Origin of the sequence: Domibacillus sp., assembly GCF_031181085.1 — a bacterium.
GTDB lineage: Bacteria > Bacillota > Bacilli > Bacillales > Domibacillaceae > Domibacillus.
In genome coordinates this window covers 176482-199800 of sequence record NZ_JAPSLE010000005.1, presented here as the reverse complement: position 1 = coordinate 199800, position 23319 = coordinate 176482, and the positions used below count along the sequence as shown (strand labels likewise).

Below are 23319 nucleotides of genomic sequence, written 5' to 3'. Positions count from 1 at the left end.
GGTTATTCCCTCAAAAACAGCTGTCAGCCGCGCTTTTTTGTTTACATCCAGATGACAGGTATACTTCCATGTGTATAACTATATTTCACTACCTACAAAATCATACAATTACCTACAAAGGGAGCGTTTTTTTTTTATAAAAAAAACGTTATGTTGTATTACGCATCGCCCAATTGTATACTATTCTTCATGAATGGAAACAAAAGGAGGGGTTTTTTATTTTTCCTTCCCGCGCTTTTTTGAAAAATGAGCGGCTCCTGATACTCATCATGATTTTGGCGGTTCCAGCAGCAGGAGAGCTGAAGATTTATCCATTTGGAGAGGTGTTCCGGATTGGCCTGGGTCCGCCGGTTATGTTTTTCTTTTTGTTATATTTAAGGAAAGAACGAATCATATGGGCCGGCCTGCTTACCGCTGCAGCGGTCTTTTTATTTCGCACCGGACTTGAGACAGCCTCTTTACACGAACAAGATCTCATCCTTTCTTTTTCACACCATGTTCCAGCTTTTATTTATTATTTTTCACACGCATGTTTGTTCCGCCTTTTTTACGTAAAAAGTCATCGACATCATCTGCTTGGCGTCGGATTTGCCATGCTTGGAATTGACTTGGCTTCCAATTCTATTGAGCTGTTTGTTGATTATCTGCTGTTTGAGATTTCTCTTTCTTTCGACGACATAAAAGAAATTGTTTTTATTGCACTTGCACGCAGTTTTATCGTTGTTAGTTTGCTGAACATGCTGAAACTAAATGAAGCGTATACAAAAGAAAAGCATATCACGGAGCGAAATGAGTATATGCTCATGCTTGTTTCCAGCTTATATGAAGAAACCGTTTATTTAAAAAAAACACTCACTGATGCAGAAGAAGCGACAAAAGAATCCTATCATCTCTATCGCTCTCTAAAACAGGAAGATCATCCGGCAAGCCAGGAGGCATTGAAGCTGGCAGGTAAAATTCACGATATTAAAAAAGATAATCAGCGGATTTATGCCGGGCTTTCCAATGTGATTACAAACGAAAGCCCGAAAGACTCCATGAGTGCTGAGGAACTTCTTCAATTAACAGTCCAGATCAATGAAAAGTATGCTGTTGCACTAAAAAAGAAGGTGACCTTTTTATCTGCAGTATCGGGGGAGCATCCTCCATATCATGCTTATACGTTCCTGTCCCTTCTCAATAATTTGGTTTCAAATGCCGTCGAGGCCATACCGAGGGAAGGATTTGTCCAAATCAAACTTTTATCGCAGCAGGAGCATATTGAGCTTCAGGTGCGCAATAGCGGTCTTCCTATTTCCGATAAATATCAGAAGGTGATTTTCGAGCCGGGCTTTACAACAAAGTATGACGAACAAGGAAATCCTTCAACAGGCATTGGGCTTACCCATGTAAAGGAGATCGTGAATGGCTTTCATGGCAGTATTCAATTAAAAAATGAACCGGGCAGTGTTTTGTTTCAAATTAACATTCCGGTCCAGGCGTTTATGCAGAAAGGTTGATTACATATGCGTTTTTTTCTTTTAGATGATGATGATGCGATTCGTCTTACGCTGACGAAAATTATTGAAGATGAGGATTTGGGAGAAGTAACCGGAGAACAAGCAGATGGCGATGGATTAACCGGCGCGTTTTTGAACATGCAAAAAATTGATATCCTTTTTATTGATTTGCTGATGCCGATCAAAGACGGCCTGGAAACAATTCGTGACCTGGCAGGGTACAACGGCAAAGTGATTATGATTTCACAAGTGGAAACGAAGGAGCTGATCGGTGAAGCATACGCCCTCGGTGTAGAATACTACGTTATGAAACCGATCAACCGAATTGAAATCATTACCGTTATTCGAAAAGTAAAAGAGCGGATTCAGCTTGAAAAATCAATCCAGACGATTAAAACATCCTTAAACAGCCTGCTGCCGCCCGAAGAAGCGGACAAACGCACCGTACAAAGCGAAACGAGCTTAATCGACACAGGAGAATACCTGCTGGCTGAACTGGGGATTGTCGGCCATAACGGCGCGAAGGATTTGCTTGATATTCTTTCTTTTTTATTTTCAGACGAGGAAGCGGCTTTTGATCAAAACTTCCCTTCTTTAAAAACCATTTTTGAAAAGACGATTCAAAAAAGACTGAGTGAATCTGCTTCCGCCCAGGCGGTTAACAGGGAAATAAAAGCTTCGGAACAGCGGGTCCGCCGCGCTATTATTCACTCCATCGTTCATTTCGCTTCACTCGGGCTGACTGATTACACCAATCCTAAATTTGAGTTTTATGCGGCCAAGTTTTTTGACTTTATGACCGTCCGCCAAAAAATGATGGAACTGCAAAAAGACCCAAATGCCGCTTCTGCTCCCGTTAAAGTGAATATGAAAAAATTTATCCAAATGTTCTTTTTCGAAGCGAAACGCTTAAGAACCGAAACGAACCATCCATATTAACAGAAAAAACCTGCAGACTGATGCGTCTGCAGGTTTTTTGCCTTTATACTTGTAATTCGTCTTTGTTTGCTGCTTTTTCTTTGTACGTAATTAACTTGCCTTTTTTCTTTAATTCTTTCTTTTTCCAAATCAGCCATAGCTGGGAAGCAATAAAGATAGAGGAGTATGCCCCACCAATCAAGCCGACCAAAAGCGCAATAGAGAAGTTTAAGATCGACGGGCTTCCAAGCATAATCAACGCGATAACGGCAATGACGACAGTTAAAACCGTATTGATAGAACGGGCCAGCGTCTGCCGGATACTTTTATTGACAATAACGTCCAGTTGCTCCGGTACCGTGATTTTCTTGGCTTTCGTCATATTTTCGCGAATCCGGTCAAATGTAACGATCGTATCGTTAATCGAATACCCGACAATCGTCAATACAGCCGCGATAAAGGTAATATCGACTTCAAGACGCGTTAAACTGAAAAACGCAATGATGAAGAATACGTCATGCAAAAGTGCCAGAACGGCAGCAAGGCCCATATAAAATTCAAAGCGGAACGCCACATATAAAATAATTCCTATTGTGGCAATGGCAAGTGCCTTCATTGCATTTTTCGCCAGCTCTTTTCCAACGACCGGCGAAACGGTGCTGATATTTGGCTCAGATCCAAATTTTTCATTCATGCCTGCTTTGACTTTAGCAATTTCCTGCTGCGTCAGCGCTTCATCAAACCGGGCAGAAGCGATGGTTTGATTGTCCCCGCCAAGCGTTACATTTACGTCATAACCAAGCTTGTCGAGCTCTGCTTCAACCGCCTCCTCGGTTAACGGTTTCTCGGACAGCAATTCCATCCGGGAGCCGCTGGAGAAATCAATACCCAGGTTTAAACGGAACACAGCCAGTACAATCATGCCGGCAATAATCGCCACAGCCGACAATGCAAATAGCTTTTTATGCGGTTTAACAAAATCCAGCTTGTCAAATTTAGTTGGCAGATCCAGTGCATCATATCCTTCACTGATCGGATGAATATCTGCTTTTTTCACGCCAAACCATCCCGGTTTATTATTCAGCCAGTTGCTTTTCACAAGAATGCTCATCAGCACCCTTGCACCCCAAATAGCGGTAATAAAGCTGACAAGAATACTGATAATCAAAGTTGTCGCAAAGCCTTTTACAGAGCTTGTCCCAAAGTAAAATAAAACGCCGCCTGCCAGCAGTGTCGTTAAGTTTGCGTCAACGACGGTCAGGAAGGCGTTGCTGCTTCCTGTCTTGAAAGCGGCTTTGATCGGCCGGCCGATCTTAATTTCTTCCTTAATCCGCTCTGCGGTAATGATGTTCGCATCTACTGCCATCCCAACCCCAAGTATAAGAGCCGCGATACCCGGCAGCGTCATGACTGCACCAAGCAAATCAAAAATAAGCAGTGTTAAGTAAAGAAAGGCTGTCAGTGTAATGACTGCTACGAATCCCGGCAAGCGGTAATATAGAATCATAAATAAGAAGATGATCCCGATACCAACAATACCGGCAAGCATCGTTTCATTGAGTGCTTGTTCACCAAACTGCGCCCCAACAGACGTTGAATATATTTCTTTCAGCTTGACAGGAAGAGCCCCTGCATCCAGCAGTGCTGCAAGTTCCTGTGCCTCTTCTACTGTAAAATCCCCTTGAATGGTGACTTCTGTTGTATTGAATACCTCGTCAACATTTGGTGCCGACAAAAACTTCGGATTTTCTTTTTGAACTTCCTTGGCAAAGGAATCTTTGCCCTCTTCAAAATCAAGCCAGATGACCAGTTGATTATTTGGTGCCATGGAAACAATTTTTTCCGTTACTTCTTTGAATTTATCCTTGTCTTTTAACTTAACAGCGACGTTGGGCTGCCCTGTTTCCGTAAAGGACTGCTCAGCTCCACCTTCGACAAGATCGCTTCCATCCATCATCAACTTGTCGTTTACATCGCGAAAAGATAAATTTGCCTGTGTAGACAGCATGCTTCGTGCCTGCTCCTGATCCTCTATACCAGCCAGCTGTACACGAATCCGATTGCCTTCCTCCACTTGAATGCTTGGCTCGCTGACACCGAGAGCGTTAATTCGCTTATCCAGCGCTTCAGCGGTATCCGCTACTACACTTTCTGTTATTTTCTGGCCTTCTTTTGCAGGCTGTACTTCATACAGCACTTCAAAACCACCCTGCAAATCAAGTCCCAGCTTAATATCCTGGACGATGTTTTTTGCCGTTGTACTCATCGCTCCTAACAAAACGAGGACCACGAGCAAAAAAGCAACGATCCGGCTCCGTTTTACCATTCTACATTCCCACTCCTTATGATATATAAAAACCAGTTGATAAAAAAAATTCCGGTAACGAATACCAGAATCCCTCAGCCCTCTACATTATGAATGAGAACAAACAGGCTGTCAATTTACTCCCTTTCTTTTGGCGGAGCAAACAAATCAGCTATTTCCTTATCAGACAGCGGTTCACTCCATTCCGGCGCTTTAAAGGCCGTCAGCTGCGTGTAATTCATATATTCCCCTGGCTTCACTGATAAGATATCTCCTACTAAACGGGAAAGCGGACGCTCTGTGTCCATTGATTTCCACCTTTTTTCTTTCAAAAACCGCCATAGCATACCCGTTTCTGCAGTTTCATAGTGAAGCAGCCGAAGCTCTTCCACCTTGCTGATTAGTGCTGGCAGCAGCTTGTCGTAATACACATCGTACGGATGATTTCCCATCATGAATGCCCCCTGTCATGCTCGTCCATCTTTGTACATATATCTCATTATACAATACTTTTCTCACAATTACTTTCTTAGAAAAGGCGGTGGCAGATTGTCATCATTTATAAAAGGAACGATGTGGCTTGCAGGCGCTATTTTCCTTGTTAAAATCCTTGGCTTCGTCAATCGGATGGTCATTGCCCGGTTAATTGGCGAAGAAGGCGTCGGCTTGTATATGGCTGTATTTCCAGCTTTTATATTAACAATTACAGCCGTCCAGTTCGGACTGCCGGTGGCTGTTACACGAAGCGTTGCCGCTGCAGAAAATGATGCACAGCGAAAGCATATTTTCTGCACATCGCTTTTTATTACCCTTTCACTGGCAGCCGTTTTAACACCTTTATTTTGTTTGCTGGCACCTTATCTTGCTGAAAACTTATTTCATGATAAACGGGCAGTCCTGCCGCTTTATGCAATAGCACCATCCGTTCCAATTATCGCCGTTTCATCTATTGTGCGCGGCTATTTTCAAGGAAAGATGAATATGAAGCCGGCTGCTCTTTCACAGCTGATTGAGCAGATCATCCGAATCGGGTTGATTATCGTATCAGGGCGGCTTCTTCTGCCTTATGGAATCGAGTATGCTGCAGCAGGTGCTATGGCAGCTGCTTCAGCCGGAGAGCTGATTTCCCTCTTTTATCTTCTCGGCTCCTTTCGTTCGGAGTGGCGGAAAGTCCAGAAGTATCCCGGCAGGCGGACAAGCCGGCCTCTTTTTGGCGAATTGGCGGAAACGGCCCTTCCTGCTGTTGGAAGCCGGCTGATTGGGTCTGGTGCCTGGTTTTTAGAGCCGATTGTCGTCGTGAAGAGCCTGGCCATTGCAGGTCTTGCTTCAAGTGAAGCGATGAAAGAATACGGAGTGTTGACGGGCTACGCGCTGCCGCTCATGTTCCTGCCGTCTTTTTTAACGGTTGCTCTTTCCTCTTCGCTCGTTCCAGATATTAGCGAGTCTTTCAGTAAAAAAAGATTCAGCACTATTGCCTGGCGGGTAAATGAATCCATCCGCTTTTGCTTGTTTTCAGGCGGATTCGCTACGATTATTCTGTTTTTATTTGCGGAGCCTTTTATGCTGGTGATGTATCATACCCAAAAAGGAGCCGATTTAATTCAGCTTATGGCACCCTTTTTCCTTCTTTATTATTGCCAGGGACCGCTCCAGGCAGTTCTTCAGGCACTTAACTTGTCACGTGCTGCCATGCTGAACAGCTTTTATGGCGCTGTGGTAAAGCTTCTCATCATCTTTCTTTTATCAAGCCAGCCTGTGTTTGGTATTCGCGGCACAGCTATTGCTATAGCGGCCGGCATCGTGATTGTTACACTTCTTCACACAGCGTCTATGCTAAAAGCCGTACCATTTTCCCTTCAATATGGCTTATACGCAAAAATCGGTTTGCTGCTTCTCTTTACCTTTTTCAGCGCCCAGGCGTTTCTTCCCTTTCTTAAAGAGAGTACCTTCCTTTATGTAGGAGGCGGAATGGCCGGCTGCCTGCTCGTTTATGTGGCTGGTGCTGTTGTACTTGGTATCTTTAAAAAAGACGACTTGTCCACGCTTCTTTTTTGGCGCACATAAAAAAGCCCGGATTCTTATCCGGGCTTTTGCATGTTAGGCATTCGTTTTGTTTACTACATCACGTACCGCCGAGCGGTCAAATGTTAAACGTGTACCATCGCCGACTACAATAGTGATCGTTGTTTCGTCGGTTGATTCAATCATACCGTGAAGACCGCCAATTGTAACGATTTTGTCTCCTTTTTGCAAATTGTTCTGCATTTCCATCACCGTGCGCTGACGCTTTCGCTGTGGACGGATCAATAGGAAATAAAACAGTGCAAACATAATAATCAAAGGGAGAAACTGAGCTAATGCTTCCATTCGTATTCTTCACTCCTTTCAAAAAAACAAACAACGTCAAAAGTTTTTTGCATCCGGACGATTGAACCCGTATTGCTCAAAGAACTCCTCGCGGAAATCACCAAGCCGGTCCTCTCGGATCGCTTGACGTACGTTTTCCATTAATTTTATCAGAAAATGTAGGTTATGGTAAGTCGTAAGTCTAATTCCAAATGTTTCATTACAGTGAAGCAAGTGGCGGACATACGCACGAGAATAATTTTTACATGCATAGCAGCTGCAATTTGGATCAAGCGGCCCAAAATCACGGGCATACTTGGCGTTTTTCACGACAAGTCTTCCTTCACTTGTCATTAGGGTGCCGTTGCGGGCAATGCGTGTCGGCAGTACGCAGTCGAACATGTCGATTCCGCGTATTGCTCCATCAATTAACGAGTCTGGCGATCCTACCCCCATTAAATAGCGCGGCTTGTCTGCTGGCAAATGAGGCGTTGTAAACTCAAGTACACGATTCATGACATCTTTTGGCTCGCCGACCGATAAGCCGCCAATGGCATAACCCGGGAAGTCAAGCGACACGAGGTCACGAGCGCTTTGTTTACGAAGATCTTCATACTCACCGCCCTGTACAATACCAAACAGCCCCTGATCCTGCGGCCGTTGGTGTGCAGTAAGGCAGCGTTCTGCCCAGCGGGATGTGCGCTCTACAGATTTTTTCATATATTCATACTCTGCCGGATACGGCGGGCACTCGTCAAATGCCATCATAATATCAGAACCGAGCGCATTTTGAATCTCCATTGCTTTTTCTGGAGATAAAAACAGTTTGTCGCCATTAATATGATTACGGAAATGAACGCCTTCTTCTTCAATTTTCCGGAATTCACTTAACGAAAATACCTGGAACCCGCCGGAATCCGTTAAAATAGCGCCATCCCAATTCATGAATTTATGAAGGCCGCCTGCCTCCTTCACAATATCGTGCCCAGGGCGGAGCCACAGGTGGTACGTATTGCTGAGCAAAATGTTCGCGCCCATTGCCTTAATATCTTCCGGCGCCATTGTTTTAACAGTGGCAAGCGTTCCAACCGGCATAAAAACCGGCGTCTCAAAGCTGCCATGCGGTGTATGTACACGGCCAAGACGCGCTCCTGTTTGTTTACATGTTTTAATGTGTTCATATTTAATGGCTGTCATTCGTTTTGTCACCTTTCACATCGATAATAAGCATCGCATCTCCAAAACTGAAAAAGCGGTATTTTTCCTTTACGGCTTCTTCATAAGCTGCGAGGACACGCTGCTGTCCGGCCAGGGCACTGATTAACATAATGAGCGTAGACTTTGGCAAGTGAAAATTCGTAATCATGCCGTCTATCGCCCGGAATTCAAATCCCGGATAAATAAAAATATCGGTCCAGCCGCTTGATTGTTTCACTTCCCCGTGGTCGCGTGCAGCCGTTTCAAGCGTACGAACTGAAGTTGTTCCGACCGCAATAACCCGGCCGCCTGCCCGTTTTGTTTCGCGAATCGCTTCTTCCGTTTCGGCAGAAATGGTATAGTACTCCGCATGCATGTCATGGTCTTCGATTGACTCAACCGAAACCGGACGGAATGTCCCAAGGCCGACATGGAGCGTAATAAACTCGATTCGCACCCCTTTTTCTTTTAACTCGGCTAAAAGCGGCTCAGTAAAATGAAGACCCGCTGTCGGTGCAGCCGCAGAGCCGCGCTCTTTCGCATATACGGTCTGGTAGCGATCCCGTTCTTCAAGCTGTTCTTTAATATACGGAGGGAGGGGCATTTCACCAAGCTCGTCAAGCACTTCATAAAAGATTCCTTCGTATTTAAAGCGAAGCATCCGTCCGCCCTGCTCTTTTTCTCCGACACAGACCGCTTTTAGTTTACCGTCTCCGAATGAGATGACACTGCCTTCTTTAATACGCTTGGCCGGCTTCACCAATGTTTCCCATACATCCGTTTCATCCTGCTTTAAAAGAAGCACTTCAATATTAGCGCCTGTTTCTTCTTTGACGCCATGCAGACGAGCCGGCAGCACTTTCGTGTCATTTAACACAAGTAAGTCGCCCGGCTGCAAATAGTTTGTGACATTTTGAAACGTTTCATGAGTGACGCTTCCCGTGCCCTTATCGAGCACCATCAAACGACTCTTAGCCCGCTCTTTCAGCGGTGTCTGTGCAATTAACTCTTCAGGAAGCTCAAAATCAAAATCTTCTACTTTCATTTCTTACACCTCTAATTTATCTCCATTTTCCAATTACATAAAAAAGAAGCGACAGCACAATGCTTGCCACGATCGATGTTACAATCGGAAAATAAAAGGTTGCGTTTTCTTTTTTAATTACAATATCGCCCGGCAGCCGGCCGAGCTTTCCAAATTGGACAAGAAGCCCAATGAGGAATAAAACGGCCCCAGCTGCCATCAGCATTTTGCCCATACTTGTCATAATGCAGGCAGCTCCATTCCAAAATGCTCATAAGCAGCCGGCAGGGCGATTCTTCCACGCGGCGTCCGCTGCAGAAAACCAATTTGCAATAAATAAGGTTCATATACGTCTTCTATTGTAGCAGATTCTTCGCCAATGCTGGCAGCCAGCGTATCAAGCCCCACCGGACCGCCTTTAAAACGGCTTAATATCGTGTTGAGCAATTTATGGTCAATATGATCAAGGCCAAGGCGGTCGACCTGCAGAAGCTCAAGCGCTTCGTTCGCTTTTTCGATCGTAATGTGCCCTTCTCCACGGACTTCCGCATAATCGCGCACCCGTTTTAATAATCGATTGGCAATACGGGGTGTACCGCGTGAGCGGCGCGCCAGCTCACCGGCTCCTTCTGCATCAATTGAAGTGCCAAGTATATCGGCCGTCCGCACGACTACTTCCTTGAGCTGATCAGGCGTATAGTACTCTAACCGGGAGTGGACGCCAAACCGGTCACGAAGCGGCGCAGAAAGTGCCCCGGCCCGTGTGGTTGCGCCAATAAGCGTAAACGGAGGCAAGTCAAGCCGCACTGACCTTGCTTCCGGCCCTTTTCCAATCACAATATCAAGACAGAAGTCTTCCATTGCCGGATAAAGGACTTCTTCAATCGAGCGTGGCAGCCGGTGAATCTCATCAATAAACAGCACATCGCCCGGGGAAAGGGCTGTTAATACTGCGGCTAAATCTCCTGGACGTTCAATGGCAGGACCGGATGTTGTCCGGAATCCGGACCCCATTTCGTTGGCAATGACCGCTGCCATCGTTGTTTTGCCAAGTCCGGGAGGCCCATACAGAAGCACGTGATCCAGTGTTTCTTCCCGTTTCAATGCTGCTTCAATAAAAATAGACAAGTTTTGTTTAACTTGCTCCTGCCCAATATATTGACGTAACGTTTGCGGCCGGAGCGACTGCTCTTCAAATCGTTCTTCTGCTCCGGCTCCGCCTGATAATACCCGCTGATCTTCCAATCCAGTCCCTCCTTCTTATCCAAGCAGCAGCTGCAGTCCTTTTCGGATGTATTCATCAGTAGACATGGCTGCTTCTTTCTCAAGCCGGCCCGTAATGCGCTTGATTTCCCGCGCTGAATAGCCCAGCGCCTCAAGCGCAAGCAGCGCTTCATCAAGCGCAGCATTCCCCGATGAAGCAGGTTCCGGCTGTTTTGGAGCAAATAAACCGGTCAAAGAATCCGATACAACGTGATCCAGTTTTCCTTTTAAATCTAAAATCATTTGGCGCGCCGTTTTTTTGCCGATCCCCGGGAATTTCACCAAATAGGGCTCATCTTCGCGCTCGATTGCACTGACAACGTGTGATGGTGTTCCAGAAGCCAGAACCGCCAGCGCTCCTTTTGGACCAATGCCGGACACACTAATCAGCTTTTCAAATAGCCTTTTTTCTTCCATCGTTGCAAATCCAAATAGAACATGAGCATCTTCACGAACATGCTGATACAAATAAACCGTTTTTTCTTCCTGCTCATGTTTTGAAAAAGCAAATGGGTTCGGTGTAAGCACCCGGTAGCCGATACCATTGTTTTCAACAACAATATACTCTGGCCCTACAAATGTAATAAATCCTTTAATATACTCGTACAAATTCCTGTCTCCTTTTATACGCTTGTTCATTGTATCATATCATATCAGCGCTAAAAAAGAAACATTTGTTCCCTGAATATTCAGTCACCTTTAAAAAACTCATCAACTGCTACAACAAGCGCTCCCATTCGCTCATGTTCCGGTGCTACCACCCGGGTGACGCCATATTCGCTTAGCGTTCCAGTTGTAATCCTGCCAATCGAGCCGGCAACCGCTTTTTCATTAAAAGCTTGCGCCAGCTGCCCGGCCAGCCCTTGTTTTTCCGCTTCTTTAAACAAAACACGCACTTGTGGTGTCGCCGTAAATAAAACAGCATCGATGTCACCGTCAATGATTTCATGGACCAGTTTCGTAACTACTTCAGGATATGGAACCGTCGTTTCGTACGGCATAATACATGTTAAATCTGCTCCTTTTTCTGCAATCCCCTGCTCAAGAGCCGGCACCCGCTCTCCATGAAGCTGCAAGAACACGCGCTGTCCAGCTAAATCCACTTCTTCAAGCGCCCCAAGCAAGCCGGCGTTTGTGCCGTCACCATCAATAATTTCCGGAGCTAACCCATGTTTTTTTAACTCCTGCACAGTTTTGTAGCCGCGCGTTGCAATTCGGGAAGCCCCTACCGCTTTTTGAAGCGGCTCACTCAGGCCAAGCGAGGCAGCTGCTTCAAAAAGAGCCGCTGTGCCGACACCCGTTGTAAAAACACTCCAATCTGTTCCGCTTGCGATCACAGCTTCAAGAATTCCCTGCATATCCTCCGGCTTACATTTTATTGTTTCCTGAAGTGGCCGTTCGTAAGCCGTGCCGCCTTTTTTTTGAACCATCATGCTCATTTCTGCCATTTTCCGTGAGCCAGTAATGGCAATTTTTTTCCCATGCAAGTTTCCCATTTTATCTCTCCGTTTCTCTTTTCTTTTAATACTATCCGTTTCCCCGACTTTTTTCCATAGAAAAAGGCGGTTCAACCTCGGTTGAACCGCCTTAGTTTCTTATTTAACTGGCTTTTTCAAAACAGCAAGAAGGAGAGCTGTTACAGCTGCGCCTACCAGGACTGCTACCAGGTAAAGAAGCGGGTTGCCTTGTACAACAGGGAAAACGAAGATTCCGCCGTGTGGTGCAGGCAATTTAACGCCAAAAATCATTGTCAGCGCACCGGCTACTGCTGAACCGGCTACTGCCGCTGGAATTACGCGTGCCGGATCTTTTGCAGCGAACGGAATCGCTCCTTCCGTGATAAAAGAAAGACCCATAATGTAGTTTGTTTTACCTGCATCGCGTTCTTGTACAGTAAAACGATTTTTAAAGAATGTTGTCGCAAGCGCGATACCAAGCGGCGGAACCATACCACCAGCCATAACCGCTGCGTGCGGTGCAAAGTTGCCGGCATCAATCATGGCAATACCGAATGTGAAAGCGGCTTTGTTAATCGGACCACCCATATCAACAGCCATCATACCGCCAAGAATCACACCAAGAAGAACAAGATTGCTTGTTCCCATTCCGCCAAGGGCATCTACAAGCCATTGGTTCAGGGCACTTACAGGACCATTAATCACATAAACCATTGCCATACCGGTAATAAAGATACCGAATAGCGGGTACAACAGAACTGGCTTAATTCCATCCAATGCCTGCGGAAGGCCAGCAAAGACTTTTTTCAACAATACAACTGCATATCCAGCAAGGAAACCGGCGATTAAACCACCAAGGAAACCAGAGCCGCCATTCGCAGCCAGCATACCACCAACTAAACCAGGAGCAAGGCCAGGACGATCCGCAATACTCATTGCAATGAATCCAGCAAGAATCGGAATCATAAGAGCAAATGCACTGCCGCCGCCGATATCCATTAATGCTTTTGCAAACGGATTGTATGTTGGATCATCAGGATTTACTGCATTAATACCAAAGAAGAATGAAATCGCGATTAAAATACCGCCGCCGACTACAAGTGGAAGCATTGCGGATACACCGCTCATTAAGTGCTTATAGAATGCGTTGCCAGCTGAAGAATCGCTCTTCGATGAAGACGCTGCAGCACCACCGCCGCCCTGGAATACAGGTGCATCCTGTTTTACGGCACGGTCAAGCAGTCCATCCGGGTTGCGAATCCCTTGTGCCACCGGCACTTGAATCACATGCTTGCCTTTAAAGCGCTCCATTTCTACCTGCTTGTCCGCTGCGACAATAATGGCTGACGCTTTCGCAATTTCATCGGCTGTAAGCGCGTTTTTCACGCCGCTTGAACCGTTTGTTTCCACTTTAAAGTTTAAGCCTTTTTCTTTCGCTTTTGCTTTCAGTGAGTCTGCTGCCATATACGTATGCGCAATCCCTGTCGGGCAGGCTGTTACCGCTAGTACAAGCGGTGCATCCGCCTCAGCAGGAGCAGTTGTTTCTTCTTTTTCTTCTACATTTTCACGCAGGTCAAACGCTTGAATAATTTCGTCTTCATTTTTAGCGTTCATTAGCTCATCCCGGAAGCCAGGATCCATTAAAAAGCCGGACAAGCTTGAAAGTGTTTCTAAGTGCGCTTCGTTTGCGCCATCTGGAGCCGCGATCATGAAGAAAAGTGTAGCTGGCTGTCCATCTAATGATTCATAATCAATTCCATTTTTCGCACGGCCAAATGCTACAGCCGGTGTTTTAACTGCTGCTGTTTTCGCATGCGGAATCGCAATGCCTTCTCCAACACCTGTTGTGCTTTGTGCTTCACGGGCTAAAATGGCTTCTTTATAGGCAGCACGGTCGTTTAAACGGCCGGCTTGATCTAGTTTCGCAACCAATTCATCAATAACAGACGCTTTATCTGTTGCAGACAAGTCCATGATGACTGTGTCTTTTTTCAGTAAGTCTGTGATTTTCATACTAATCCCTCCTGCTCTGATTTTACAATCGTCACACGGCTGTACACGTCTTCTACTTCTTCTTTTGTGCACAGATCATCGGAAAACGCTGTTGCGCTTCCTGCTGCAACCGCCCAGCGGAACGCTTCATGAGGTGCTAGACCCGCATCGATTTTAGCCATGAATGCTGCTACCATGGAGTCACCGGATCCGACTGTGTTTTTCACTGTGCCTTTTGGTGAAGAAGCGAAATAAACGCCTTCTTTATGAACAAGAACAGCACCATCGCCGCCCATTGAAACGATCACGTTTTGAGCGCCTTCATCTACGAGTTTTTTCGCAATAGAAGCGGCTTGTTCTTTTGTTTCTACTTTTGTATCGAACAATTCACCAAGCTCATGATGGTTCGGTTTCACGAAAAACGGCTTGTATGGTAGAAGTGCTTTGAGAGCTGCGCCGCTTGTATCAACGACAACCCGCGCCCCTTTTGCTCTTGCCGCATCAATTAATGTTCCTGCATAGTCTGCTGGCAGTGAAGACGGTACGCTTCCGCCGATGTGAAGCCAGTCCCGATCCGTTAATTCGCTCGTTAGCTGAACCAGCTGATTCGCATTCTCGTCTGAAATAAGGGGTGATGGACCATTGATTTCTGTTTCGCTATTTGATTTCAGTTTTACATTAATACGCGTGGCGCCTTCAACAGGTGTAAAGCGGTGAGATACCCCTTCGCGATCCAGTTCGCTTTTGATAAACTCTCCTGTAAATCCTCCTGCAAAACCAATCGCGCACGTGTCGCTTTCAAGGCGCTTCAGAACACGCGATACGTTAATTCCTTTTCCTCCGGCATACATATCGGCGCTTTCAGAGCGGTTTAATCCGCCTGCTTGAAATTGATCGACCCGTATCACGTAATCAATGGCCGGGTTTAGTGTGCATGTGTAAATCATGATAGTGCCTCCTTGATGTCCGTTACTTTCTCGAACATCCGTCTTGTTTTCTCTGGGATTTTGCCCGTAATAATGACTGCGTCTTCAAGATTAGCAATATGAGCAAACGTGCTTTCCTGAAACTTCGACGCATCCGCTAAAATAAACGGCTGCTGTGCACGCTTTATGGCCTCTGTTTTCACAGCTGCTTCTTCCGGATCCGGTGTAGTATACCCTGCTTTTAAATGAATCCCGTTTACACCAAGAAATGCTTTGTCAAACCAATATTGCTGAAGGCCGTGTACCGCTCCAGTTCCCGTTAAAGCTTCCGTAGACTTCTTTAACCGGCCGCCGGTTCCGTACGCTTCAATTCCCTGTTCAGCTAAGAGACGCAAATGATCAAAACCGCTCGTGACGGCGACAATGTTTTTCGCTTGAATATATGGAATAAGAGCAAGTGTTGTTGTTCCCGCATCAATAAACACGCAGTCATTGTCTTCAATAAGGGATGCAGCCAGGCGTCCGGCCGCACGTTTTTCTTCTGAGAAACGATTACTTTTTTCACCCATCGATGGTTCAATACGTTTCCTGGATACTTTTGCAGCGCCGCCGTGAACCCGCCTAAGGAGCCCTGATTCTTCCAGATCCGTTAAATCGCGGCGGATGGTAGATTCTGACGCCCCTGTTGCTTCCGTTAGTTCTTGAATCTTAACCACTTCTTTTTCTTTTAAAAGATTTAAAATCGTGGCGTGGCGTTCTTCTGTCAGCACTGGCTGCATCCCTCCTTTGTTTTTGTTACTCTCATTATATAACCGCTTTCATATAAAAACAATCATTTTCAATCATTATTTCTCAAAAACATTCATACTTTGATTATTTGTGACTGATTCATGAAAAAAACGGGCAATTTCCGCACTATTTTATCTGAAAATTATGTGAATATACAAAAACCTACTTTTTTCCATCCATACAAAAAAAGACGTGCGAAAACGCACGTCTTTTCAGTCAACGATGACAGTATGGGCATTTTGGCATCATCATTTCCGGATAATGCATGTTATCATGATGCTCTTGTTCTTCCTCATCTTCCATCTCTGGCATCAACCCGTAAGGCTGATGCATATACGGCACTGGGCAAGGCACCGGCACAAAGTAACATGGTATTGGCGGACAAGGCATCATCATCTCGTGTTCAAGCTGTGGCGGTGCGGATGGCATCGATGGCACCTGCGGTACAGATGGCATCGATGGCATAGACTGTATCGGCGGCACAGACGGCATCGATGGTGTTGGTGCTGGCGTTGGTACTGGTTCTGCCGTTGGTGCCGGTACCGGCTCTGTCATCCAGTCTTCCGGCATGGTCAGTTCAGGTTCAGATTTCATGTCTTCTTCCATTCCTTTTGTTTCTTCCATTCCCTTTGCTTCTTCCATTCCTTTTGTTTCTTCCATTAAAGGTGGATATGCAAATGGCTTGTTGTTTGCATATGGATGGCTTTTTTCCATAATCGCAGCCGTGTCGGGTAATTTAATTTTCATACCCGGAACGATCATATCCGGATTGGCCAAATGGGCATTTAGTTTTTGTACTTCTTCAAACGTCACTCCATGTTTCTCGGCAATCGACCATAGCGTATCACCGCGCTGCACAATATGGATCTTCATTGTGTCCCTCCTCAATGATCATTCACCCATATTGTATGCGCCCGGTAGGCCGGTGTGCGAAAAAATCAGTATGCTCGTGCCAGCATACGGTCAAGCGACCATTTGGCTTCTTGGGCCGTGCGTGCATCCACTTGAATAACGTTTCCGCTCTTTCCTTCTGCAATGGTTTCCAGTGACCAAAGCAGGTGTGGCAGATCAATCCGATTCATGGTTAGGCACGGACACATATTCGGATTTAACGAGACGATTTCTTTGTCCGGATGCTGCGCCATAATCCGTTTGACAAGGTTCATTTCTGTTCCGATAGCCCAGAGTGTACCAGGCTCTGCCTGCTCAATCACATCGATAATATACTTGGTGGAGCCGTTATCATCTGCCAGGGCCACTACTTCTCTACGGCATTCCGGATGAACGATAATCTTCATGTCCGGCCGTGTGCGGCGCAGTTCTTCAATATTAGCGACCGTGAAATTTTCGTGAACCGAGCAGTGTCCCTTCCATAAAATAACCCGGACTTTTTCTATATCTCCTTCATATTCCAATGTATCGGTAATCGGGTTCCAGACCGCCATTTCTTCAAGCGGCACACCAATGTCGAAGGCTGTATTGCGCCCAAGGTGCTGATCCGGCAGAAACAAAATACGCGGCTTTTCCGTAAATGCCCATTCTACCATTGACCTTGCATTTGATGAAGTGACACACGACCCGCCATTGCGTCCGGTAAAAGCTTTTATCGCTGCGGTTGAATTGACATAAGTCAGAGGAATCATCGTGTCACCGAACAACGCCTGAAGGGCTGTCCACGCGCGCTCTGTCTGATAAATATCAGCCATATCCGCCATGGAGCATCCTGCACGCATATCCGGCAGGTAAACCGTTTGTTTTTCACTTGTTAAAATGTCGGCTGTTTCCGCCATAAAATGAACGCCACAAAACACAATATGTTCTGCTTCACGGTTCGCTGCTGAGACCTGTGCAAGTTGAAGAGAATCTCCTACTGCATCTGCGAATTGAATGACTTCATCTTTTTGATAATGGTGGCCAGGAATAAATAACGATTTGCCCATTTCCTTTTTAATTTCCCGCACCCGTGCTTCCATATCCTCCTGCGCCATTTGCCGATACTGATTCGGCAGCATCCCTTTAACCAGTCCAGTTAATGCCATGCAAAACCTCTCCCTTCATTTCTACTCTTGCGCTAATATCAAGTGCTTGAACGGAATGTGTTAATGCGCCAAGCGAAATCCATCCGATTCCCGTTAACGCGTAGTCACGGATTGTTTCAAGCTCAATGCCTCCTGATGCTTCTGTTTCAATATGCGCCGGTACAAGAGGCAGCCACGCTTCGATCTGGGCCGGCGTGCAGTTATCAAACATAATAATATCCGCGCCTGCCTGCACAGCTTCTTTGAGCTGTTCTTCCGATTCAATTTCCACTTCAATTTTGATGGTGTGTCCGCATGACTGCTTCGCTTTTGTAACAGCCTGCTTAATCCCGCCTGCAAATGCAATATGGTTATCTTTTAGCATAATGGCATCATAGAGCCCATTGCGGTGATTGAATGCACCGCCTGTCCGAACTGCATACTTTTCAAGCATACGAAGGCCGGGAACCGTTTTTCTTGTATCACATATTCTCGCCCTTGTTCCTTTTGTTTCTTTTACCGCGGCTGCCGCAGCCGTGGCAATCCCGCTCATTCGCTGAGCCAAATTTAAAATGACCCGCTCTCCTGCTAAAAGCGATCGATACGGCCCTGTAATTCTTGCAAGGCATTCTCCTTTTTTCACCCGGTCGCCGTCTTGTTTCAGTACACTTGTTGAAATGGTTTCGTCTACGAGACGGAACCCCCGTTCAATCACAGCTCTTCCGCAAAAAATACCGGCTTCTTTTGCCCAAAAAGAAAACGTCCCTGCTTCGTGTTCACTAAAAATGCTCTCCCCTGTCAGGTCGCGATCTCCTATATCCTCAATAAAAAAAGCTTTCAGCATATCGTCCAGTTTCATGCCATTCATGTTCTTCACTCCTTGTATACAGCCATTTATTTTGAAAGGTAATCCATGTTTTTGCCCATTGCTCATTTTTTTCCGGGTAATCAGCCCGAATATGAGCGCCGCGTGACTCAGTACGTTTTAACGCAGCAGAAACAATCAAATAAGCGGTTATATGCATAAAGAAACGCTCGATTTTCTCGATCGGCCAGCCGCTGATGTCCCCTTTTTGTATTCTTGCCTGCTTTAAGCAGTCTTCGAGTTCTTGAAGCGTTTTCTTTGTCCGGATAATACCGGCTCCCTCCATCATAGCCGCCTGAAGCTCTTCTTTTTGTAAGAGCGGCGGAGGGGAAGCCGGCATCACCGGTCCCGGTTCATAAATACTTGTTTTCTCTTCTTCGTCGTGAAGTACCGCTTCAACAAAACGTTTTCCGAAAGCAAGGCCTTCAAGAAGAGAATTGCTTGCCAAACGATTTGCCCCATGCACACCTGTACAGGCTGTTTCTCCAATTGCATACAGCCCTTTTACGCTTGTACGGCCGCATGTGTCTGTTTTTACGCCGCCCATTAAAAAGTGGCTTCCCGGTGCAACAGGGATGCGTCCTTTTGTGACGTCTACGCCGTGCCGGCGGCATAACGCGGCAATGGATGGGAAGCGGCGGTCAAACTGTTCGATCATCGATATATCCAAAAAAACATCTCTTCCCTGCTGCCGGGCTTTGTAAATCTCAAAAGCTGTCACATGACGGGGTGCTAAATCTTCGAGCGGATGTATATCCTTCATTATTTTGCGGCCCTGCTCATCGACCAGTACAGCCCCCACTCCCCTGACCGCTTCTGAAACGAGTCCTTTCGTTTCGCCATTTATAAATAAAAGAGTCGGGTGAAATTGCATAAATTCCATATCGGTTACTGCGGCTCCAGCCCGGCAGGCCAAAGCAATCCCGTCACCCGTAATCGTCTCCTGGTTAGAGGTAAACGAATAAAGAGCTCCGGCCCCGCCCGTTGCCAGCACAATATGGTCTGCATCATAGTGATACAAAGCCCCTTGACTTGATTTTGTTTTAACACCCGTGCAGATACCATCATGAACGATGAGTTCAATCGCCATTTCTTCTTCACGGATCGTGACCTGCTCCGGCAGGTGTGCGATTAAATGCTCAATTGTCCACTTCCCGGTTGCATCGCCGCCCGCATGAATAATCCGGCTTGTGCTGTGTGCTCCTTCTAAACCGAATGAGAGACTTCCATCTGCTTGCCGATCGGCCGGGAACCCTTCCCTTAATAAGCTGTTTACTTCACGAGCTCCTTTTACAACCAGCTCTCTGACGGCTTCTTTATTGTGGTGGTATTCACCCGCCGCGAGAGTATCTTGTATGTGAGATTCATTTGTATCAGATAAAGACAAAACGGCTGCAATACCGCCTTGCGCATAGTAAGAGTTGCTTTGCCGAATCGTCGTCTTTGTGATAACAATCACATTCATATGCAGCGCTAAATGTCTAGCGGCCTGCAGCGCCGCAATCCCGGAGCCGATAATGACCGCCTGTGGCATTTTTTTCATTGCCCACCCTCACTTTACAGTTGTCTTGACACCTATCTTTACATAAAATAAAAAGAAAGACAAGCCTTAATTTTTTGCTCAGAAAGCAGGGATAATATGTATTTTGATTATGCAGCCACCTCTCCAATGAAAAAAGAGGCACTCGATATATATATAGAAGCAGCAAGTCGTTTTTGGGGAAACAGTTCCAGTCCGCATGATGAAGGAACACGCGCCTCCCTCCTGCTTGAAAGAAGCCGAGCTCTTATTGCCGAACGGGCTGGTGTGCAAAAAGAGGGGATTTACTTTACAGGCAGCGGAACGGAAGGGAACTTGCTGGCGATTCTCTCTTTAGCGCGAAGCAGCGGTAAAAAACATATCATTACATCTATGGCAGAGCATACATCTGTGCATTCTGCGATGTCTGTTCTGCAATCAGAAGGATTCTCTGTGACGAAGCTGCCAATGACCAGGGAAGGAATTGTTGCTGCAGAAGCGGTAAAAGCATCGATCACCCCCCAAACCGGGCTCATTTCAATTCAGCATATTAACCCGGAAATCGGCACGATTCAGCCGGTGGAAGAACTGGCTGTGGAGGCAAAGAAGCGAGGGATTTTTTTTCATACAGACTGTGTTCAATCGTTTGGCAAAATGCCTCTTCATTCCATTCACGCCGATGCCATGACTTTTTCAGCTCACAAAGTCGGCGGCCCAAAAGGCTGCGGAGCAATTTATCTGTCTCCGTTTCATGCGTTAAAGCCTGTGTTTCCCGGTTTAACGCATGAAAAAGGCGTCCGCGGCGGTACAGTGGATTCACCGGCTGCTGCGGCTTTTGCAGAAGCTGCCCAAACGAATTCATGTCTTGAGAAACTTTCCTCCCTGCGTCGTCTGCTGAAACAGGAGCTGAAGAACTCTTCGATTCGGTGGATTGAAGGGCCAGACAGCAAGCAGTACCCGGGTGTAATTGGTATGTGTATTCCCGGCGTGGAAGGGCAGCTGGTGATGCTGGCTTTAAATGCCCGGAATATGTATATCTCAACCGGGAGTGCTTGTGACGCTTCTTCTGCATCAGGCATGAAAGCAGCACTTGCGATGGGAATGTCCATGGAAGAAGCACGGCAGTTTTTCCGTGTTTCATTTGGTTCCGAGACGACAGAAGACGAAGTCCGGCAGCTCGGACAGGCACTTATTCATGTTGCAAAACAAGCGGTTGTGCTATGATTACCGGTGGAGGGATTGCATCATGATAGATAAAAGAAAACTGATCGGCGAAAATCGGCGTGAGCAGATTTTGCACTGGCTTCAATCGAGCCAGAATCCACTGACCGGGAGTGAGCTGGCCGAACGGGCACAAGTGAGCCGTCAGGTTGTAGTCGGAGATATTACGCTGCTTAAAGCCCGCGGCATTCCAATTGTGGCGACAAGCCAAGGGTATGTATATATGGATTCACCTCAGAGCGGACAAGTGGAACGGGTCGTTGCCTGCTCGCATCTGCCCGGTCAAACAAAAGAAGAGCTTCTTCTCCTCGTAGACCTTGGTGTTCTTGTTAAAGACGTTAAAATTGAACATCCGGTTTATGGTGATTTAACCGCGTCCATTATGGTATCAAATCGAAAAGAAGCGATGCAGTTTTTGGATAAAATCAATCAAACAAGTGCGGCTTACTTGTCTGAGCTGACAGAAGGCGTTCATTTGCATACATTGTCCGCCAAAGAAGCCGCGGTACTTGATGAAGCTGAGCAAGCTTTGCGTGAAGCCGGATTTTTGCTTCAATAAAAAAAAGAAGCCCGTTTTGAAACAGGCTTCTTTTTTATGCTTTTTCCGCGGCTTGTCCTACTTCATAGCCGTAATAACTTCCGAGCACCTGCACCTTGCATCCGAGTGCTTCCATCTCAGCAAAAGCGCCCGGCACTAACACATCGTCAATGCGCTGCGCAACATCAATAATGAAAAAATAATTGCCCAGACCTGTTTTAAGAGGGCGAGACTCAATTTTCGCAAGGTTCAGATTTCGCCAAGCGAACGTTGCCAGTACTTGATGAAGCGTCCCTGGCCGGTCTGTCGGCAGCGTAACAACAATGGTTGTTTTACCGCCTGTTTTAGGAAGTGAAAACGATAACTCTTCGTGTGTTTTAGATAAAACAAGAAAACGAGTATGATTAAACGCAAAATCATGAATATCTGTTTTTGCTGTATACAGGCCATATTCTCTTGCTGAAAGTGAATTGGCTATGGCTGCAATGCATTCTTCCGGATGCTCACTTACATATTTCGCTGCGGCCGCCGTCGAAGTCATTTGCTGCGATGGAATGCCATAAAAATGACGGTGCAAAAATTTGTGGCATTGCGCAATGGCATGCGGATGCGACAAAACTCTTTTAGCTTCTGTCCATTTATCGGCATTGTCCGGATGAACAAGCAGGTGCTGCTGAATCGGAGCCGTTAGTTCGCCGACAATGGTTAGATCCGCTTCATGAAACAAATGATCGATAGTCATATTGACCGTGCCTTCTAAGGCGTTTTCAATCGGTACAACAGCCAGATCTGCTTTTCCTTCAATAACATAGTCCATGCATTCCGGAATGGTTACACATGGAATCCGCTCGTCATTCGGGAATGCTTCTGATACCGCAATATCAGTGAATGTAGCCGCGGGACCTAAAAAAGCAATTTTCCTCAAAACAGTTCACTCCAGTCTTCTCTTCAAACAACTTATGCGCCCGAACCGAGCACTTCTACTGTATCAACAAATTCCAATTTTTTTAATTGAGATAATAGCTCGTCCAGCCCGGTGATCATGCCGGTCACATTCAAGGACAGCGTCACGTTTGCGCGTCCCTGAAGCGGAATCGTCTGGTGAATCGTCAACACGTTTCCGCCGCAGCTCGCGACAACGGCCAGCAGTTCAGATAAGGTACCCGATCGGTCTTCCAGGTGAAAAAATAAAGTAATGATCCGCTCTTTGACAACGGTGTGAAACGGAAACACCGTATCGCGGTATTTATAAAAAGCACTGCGGCTCAAATCCACTTGTTGAACCGCGTCCCAGACAGAGTCTGCTCGTTTCCGTTCGATTAATTCTTTTGCATCAAGCGTTTTTTTCATCGCTTCCGGAAGTACATCTTCGCGGACAAGATAAAATTTTTCATTCTGTTCTTTCTTCCCCATGTCGCTCCCCCTCAAAACCGCCGGCTGCA

At 46.3% G+C, this 23319-nt stretch carries 22 protein-coding genes and 1 pseudogene; 5 read left to right on the top strand and 18 right to left on the bottom strand.

Features of this window, described 5'->3' with window-relative positions; all coding sequences use genetic code 11:
• Positions 1 to 269: 269 nt before the first annotated feature.
• Both RIN81_RS09890 and RIN81_RS09885 read left to right on the top strand, forming a co-directional pair.
• On the top strand, positions 270 to 1499 hold the full coding sequence (locus tag RIN81_RS09890; RefSeq protein ID WP_309089710.1) for an ATP-binding protein: 1230 nt from the start codon (positions 270 to 272) through the stop codon (positions 1497 to 1499).
• Positions 1500 to 1505: 6 nt separating this feature from the next.
• Positions 1506 to 2438 (top strand): response regulator, encoded by a 933-nt coding sequence (locus RIN81_RS09885; RefSeq protein WP_309089708.1) that lies wholly within the window; start codon positions 1506 to 1508, stop codon positions 2436 to 2438.
• Positions 2439 to 2481: 43 nt separating this feature from the next.
• On the opposite strand, the gene secDF is transcribed toward RIN81_RS09885, so the two are convergent.
• Both secDF and RIN81_RS09875 read right to left on the bottom strand, forming a co-directional pair.
• Entirely contained in the window at positions 2482 to 4743 is a 2262-nt protein-coding gene (gene secDF, locus RIN81_RS09880; protein WP_309089706.1) for a protein translocase subunit SecDF, read from the bottom strand.
• Positions 4744 to 4859: 116 nt separating this feature from the next.
• A complete protein-coding gene (locus RIN81_RS09875) occupies positions 4860 to 5177 on the bottom strand; it encodes a post-transcriptional regulator (RefSeq protein ID WP_309089704.1) in 318 nt (105 codons plus the stop codon).
• Positions 5178 to 5271: 94 nt separating this feature from the next.
• Here RIN81_RS09875 and spoVB point away from each other — a divergent pair, with 94 nt between their 5' ends.
• Entirely contained in the window at positions 5272 to 6786 is a 1515-nt protein-coding gene (gene spoVB / locus RIN81_RS09870; protein ID WP_309089702.1) for a stage V sporulation protein B, read from the top strand.
• A gap of 33 nt (positions 6787 to 6819) precedes the next feature.
• Here spoVB and yajC read toward each other — a convergent pair whose 3' ends face one another.
• The 14 genes and pseudogenes from yajC to nadB form a co-directional block, all read right to left on the bottom strand.
• Positions 6820 to 7089: a preprotein translocase subunit YajC gene (gene yajC, locus RIN81_RS09865; RefSeq protein WP_242233355.1), complete on the bottom strand. Its 270-nt coding sequence runs from the start codon at positions 7087 to 7089 to the stop codon at positions 6820 to 6822.
• A 36-nt stretch (positions 7090 to 7125) separates the two neighbouring features.
• Complete coding sequence (gene tgt, locus RIN81_RS09860) at positions 7126 to 8265, bottom strand: tRNA guanosine(34) transglycosylase Tgt (RefSeq protein ID WP_242233354.1); 1140 nt, start codon at positions 8263 to 8265, stop codon at positions 7126 to 7128.
• Positions 8252 to 9310, bottom strand: coding sequence for a tRNA preQ1(34) S-adenosylmethionine ribosyltransferase-isomerase QueA (gene queA / locus RIN81_RS09855; RefSeq protein WP_309089700.1), 1059 nt, complete (start codon positions 9308 to 9310; stop codon positions 8252 to 8254). The genes tgt and queA overlap by 14 nt, the downstream gene beginning before the upstream one ends.
• Positions 9311 to 9326: 16 nt before the next feature.
• Positions 9327 to 9533, bottom strand: coding sequence for a DUF2905 domain-containing protein (locus RIN81_RS09850; protein ID WP_251269543.1), 207 nt, complete (start codon positions 9531 to 9533; stop codon positions 9327 to 9329).
• A complete protein-coding gene (gene ruvB, locus RIN81_RS09845; protein WP_309089697.1) occupies positions 9530 to 10534 on the bottom strand; it encodes a Holliday junction branch migration DNA helicase RuvB in 1005 nt (334 codons plus the stop codon). Before ruvB ends, RIN81_RS09850 begins: the two co-directional genes overlap by 4 nt.
• Positions 10535 to 10549: 15 nt before the next feature.
• Entirely contained in the window at positions 10550 to 11161 is a 612-nt protein-coding gene (gene ruvA / locus RIN81_RS09840) for a Holliday junction branch migration protein RuvA (RefSeq protein WP_251269545.1), read from the bottom strand.
• A gap of 80 nt (positions 11162 to 11241) precedes the next feature.
• Positions 11242 to 12048 carry a uroporphyrinogen-III synthase gene (locus RIN81_RS09835; protein ID WP_309089694.1) on the bottom strand — a complete coding sequence of 269 codons (807 nt, stop codon included), beginning with the start codon at positions 12046 to 12048 and terminating at the stop codon, positions 11242 to 11244.
• Positions 12049 to 12147: 99 nt separating this feature from the next.
• Positions 12148 to 14022 (bottom strand): PTS fructose transporter subunit IIABC, encoded by a 1875-nt coding sequence (locus tag RIN81_RS09830; protein WP_309089692.1) that lies wholly within the window; start codon positions 14020 to 14022, stop codon positions 12148 to 12150.
• The gene (pfkB, locus tag RIN81_RS09825; RefSeq protein WP_309089690.1) at positions 14019 to 14948 is read right to left on the bottom strand and encodes a 1-phosphofructokinase; all 930 of its coding nucleotides are present in this window, start codon (positions 14946 to 14948) and stop codon (positions 14019 to 14021) included. The genes RIN81_RS09830 and pfkB overlap by 4 nt, the downstream gene beginning before the upstream one ends.
• Positions 14945 to 15697 (bottom strand): DeoR/GlpR family DNA-binding transcription regulator, encoded by a 753-nt coding sequence (locus RIN81_RS09820; protein WP_251269549.1) that lies wholly within the window; start codon positions 15695 to 15697, stop codon positions 14945 to 14947. The genes pfkB and RIN81_RS09820 overlap by 4 nt, the downstream gene beginning before the upstream one ends.
• A gap of 747 nt (positions 15698 to 16444) precedes the next feature.
• A pseudogene (locus RIN81_RS15840) lies at positions 16445 to 16589 on the bottom strand (LysM peptidoglycan-binding domain-containing protein); the annotation flags it as partial.
• Positions 16590 to 16654: 65 nt separating this feature from the next.
• Entirely contained in the window at positions 16655 to 17755 is a 1101-nt protein-coding gene (gene nadA / locus RIN81_RS09810) for a quinolinate synthase NadA (protein ID WP_309089686.1), read from the bottom strand.
• The gene (nadC, locus tag RIN81_RS09805; RefSeq protein WP_309089684.1) at positions 17733 to 18602 is read right to left on the bottom strand and encodes a carboxylating nicotinate-nucleotide diphosphorylase; all 870 of its coding nucleotides are present in this window, start codon (positions 18600 to 18602) and stop codon (positions 17733 to 17735) included. Before nadC ends, nadA begins: the two co-directional genes overlap by 23 nt.
• Entirely contained in the window at positions 18556 to 20142 is a 1587-nt protein-coding gene (nadB, locus tag RIN81_RS09800) for an L-aspartate oxidase (RefSeq protein WP_309089682.1), read from the bottom strand. The genes nadC and nadB overlap by 47 nt, the downstream gene beginning before the upstream one ends.
• A gap of 96 nt (positions 20143 to 20238) precedes the next feature.
• Between nadB and RIN81_RS09795 the strand changes: the two genes are divergently transcribed.
• Positions 20239 to 21342: an IscS subfamily cysteine desulfurase gene (locus RIN81_RS09795; protein ID WP_309089680.1), complete on the top strand. Its 1104-nt coding sequence runs from the start codon at positions 20239 to 20241 to the stop codon at positions 21340 to 21342.
• Positions 21343 to 21364: 22 nt separating this feature from the next.
• On the top strand, positions 21365 to 21898 hold the full coding sequence (locus RIN81_RS09790) for a transcription repressor NadR (RefSeq protein WP_309089677.1): 534 nt from the start codon (positions 21365 to 21367) through the stop codon (positions 21896 to 21898).
• Between the two features lie 34 nt (positions 21899 to 21932).
• On the opposite strand, the gene pheA is transcribed toward RIN81_RS09790, so the two are convergent.
• Positions 21933 to 22802 carry a prephenate dehydratase gene (pheA, locus tag RIN81_RS09785; protein WP_309089675.1) on the bottom strand — a complete coding sequence of 290 codons (870 nt, stop codon included), beginning with the start codon at positions 22800 to 22802 and terminating at the stop codon, positions 21933 to 21935.
• A 32-nt stretch (positions 22803 to 22834) separates the two neighbouring features.
• A complete protein-coding gene (locus tag RIN81_RS09780) occupies positions 22835 to 23290 on the bottom strand; it encodes an ACT domain-containing protein (protein WP_050181236.1) in 456 nt (151 codons plus the stop codon).
• Between the last annotated feature and the right edge of the window lie 29 nt (positions 23291 to 23319).